Annotated in this window: 1 protein-coding gene; it reads left to right on the top strand. The window is 70.5% G+C overall.

Features of this window, described 5'->3' with window-relative positions:
• Positions 1 to 69 precede the first annotated feature (69 nt).
• A partial coding sequence (locus tag ABZ664_RS39345) for a polyketide synthase dehydratase domain-containing protein (protein WP_362522383.1) occupies positions 70 to 2,067 on the top strand: 1,998 nt, incomplete at its 3' end.

The following is a 2,067-nucleotide window of genomic DNA, read 5'->3' as shown; positions in this document are numbered from 1 at the left end:
GATCCGATGCTGGAGGACTTCCGGGCGGTGGCCGGGTCACTGACCTACGGTGCGCCGAGGATTCCGATCGTGTCGACGCTGACCGGGGAGCAGGCCACGGCCGAGCGGTTGTGCTCGCCGGAGTACTGGGTGGAGCAGGTGCGTGGCGCGGTTCGCTTCGCCGACGGCGTGCGCACCCTGCACGCCCAGGGGGTGCGGGCCTACCTGGAACTCGGCCCCGACGGTGTGCTCACCACGATGGCGTCCGACACCCTCGCCGCCGAGGATCAGCCCGTCGCGGACGTGGTGGCCGGGTTCGACGCGGTGGCGGTGCCGGTGCTGCGCGGTGACCGGGACGAGCAGTCGGCGATCATGACGGCTCTCGCCGAGTTGCACGTGCGTGGCGTGACGGTGGACTGGGAGGCGGTGCTCACGGGCGGGCGCCGGGTGGAGTTGCCGACGTACGCGTTCCAGCGCCGGCGTTTCTGGCCCGACGGCGCGGGTGCGCGGGTGGGGAACCTGGCGGCGGCCGGGTTGGCGGCCACCGGTCATCCGTTGCTGGGTGCGGCGGTCGGGCTGGCCGGCTCCGACGGGGTGCTGCTGACGGGGCGGTTGTCGCTGGGGTCGCATCCGTGGCTGGCCGACTACGTGGTGATGGGTTCGGTGATGGTGCCGGGCAGCGTGTTCGTGGAACTGGCCGTGCGGGCGGGGGATCAGGCCGGCTGTGATGTGATCGAGGAGCTGACCCTGACCACGCCGCTGGTGCTGGGTGAGCGGAATGCGGTCGCGGTGCAGGTGTGGGTGGGGTCGGCCGACGAGTCGGGTCGGCGTGAGGTGAGCGTTCACGCCCGGTCGGCCGAGGCGGCCGATGAGGAGCCGTGGGTTGAGCACGCGACCGGTGTGCTGACGGCCGGAGACCGCGCCGCTGTGTCGTTCGAGACGGAGGTGTGGCCGCCGCGGGGTGCGTCGGTGATCGAGTTGGACGGGGTGTATGAGCGGTTGGCTGAGGGTGGGTTGGAGTATGGGCCGGTGTTTCGGGGGTTGAGGGGGGCGTGGCGGGGTTCTGAGGGTGAGGTGTTCGCGGAGGTTGTGCTGCCTGAGCAGGTGGTGTCGGGTGCGGGGTCGTTCGGGGTGCATCCGGCGTTGTTGGATGCGGTGTTGCATGCGGTGCCGTTTGTGGGATTGGACGATGCCGAGGGTGGGCGGTTGCCGTTCTCGTGGGGTGGGGTGTGTTTGCATGCGGGTGGGGCGTCGGTGTTGCGGGTTCGGTTGGTGAGGACTCGGGGTGATGCGGTTTCTGTGGTGGCGGTGGATGGGGGTGGGGGTTTGGTGGTGTCGGCGCGGTCGTTGGTGTTGCGGCCGGTGGCGTCGGAGGTGTTGGCCGCTCCCGGTGGTGGTAGGGATGTTTTGTTCCAGGTGGAGTGGACGTCGTCGGTGGGTCTCCCGGCTGCTGACGCGCTCCCGGCGGCGGTACTCGGCCAGGACACGTTGGGTGTCGCCTCCATGCTGCGGGCGGGCGGGGATCCGGTGCCGGTTCACGCGGATCTGCTGTCGCTGGCGGAGGCGGGGCCGGTGCCGAATGTGGTGCTGGCGGAAGCGGTCTCCGGCCGGGTCGACGGGGTCGCGGAGTCGGTGCACGAGCTGACCTCACATGTTCTGGACGTGTTGCAGGGGTGGCTGGCCGATGACCGGTTCGCCGATTCGCGTCTGGTGTTCGTCACCCGGGGCGGGGTCGTGGCCGGTGAGGACGGCGAAAAGGCGCCGGATCCGGTCGTGGCGGCGGCGCGAGGGCTCGTACGCAGCGCTCAGTCGGAGAATCCTGGCCGTTTCGTCCTGGTCGACATCGACGACGAGCTGTCCTCGTCCGTACTGGCCGGAGTGCTGGCCTCCGGTGAGCCGCAGATGGCGGTGCGCGGGGGTGAGGTGTGGGTGCCGAGGCTGGCGCGGGTGACGCCGGATTCGAACGCCGGTGGCGACGTCCGCTCGTGGGATCCCGAGGGGACGGTGTTGATCACTGGTGGTACGGGTGGTCTGGGGGGTTTGTTCGCGCGGCATGTGGTGGCCGAGCGTGGGGTGCGTCGTCTGCTG

It is taken from the genome of Streptosporangium sp. NPDC006930 (assembly GCF_040635605.1).
Lineage (GTDB): Bacteria > Actinomycetota > Actinomycetes > Streptosporangiales > Streptosporangiaceae > Streptosporangium.
The sequence above is the reverse complement of the archived record's forward strand: the minus strand, read 5'-3'. Positions and strand labels throughout refer to the sequence as shown.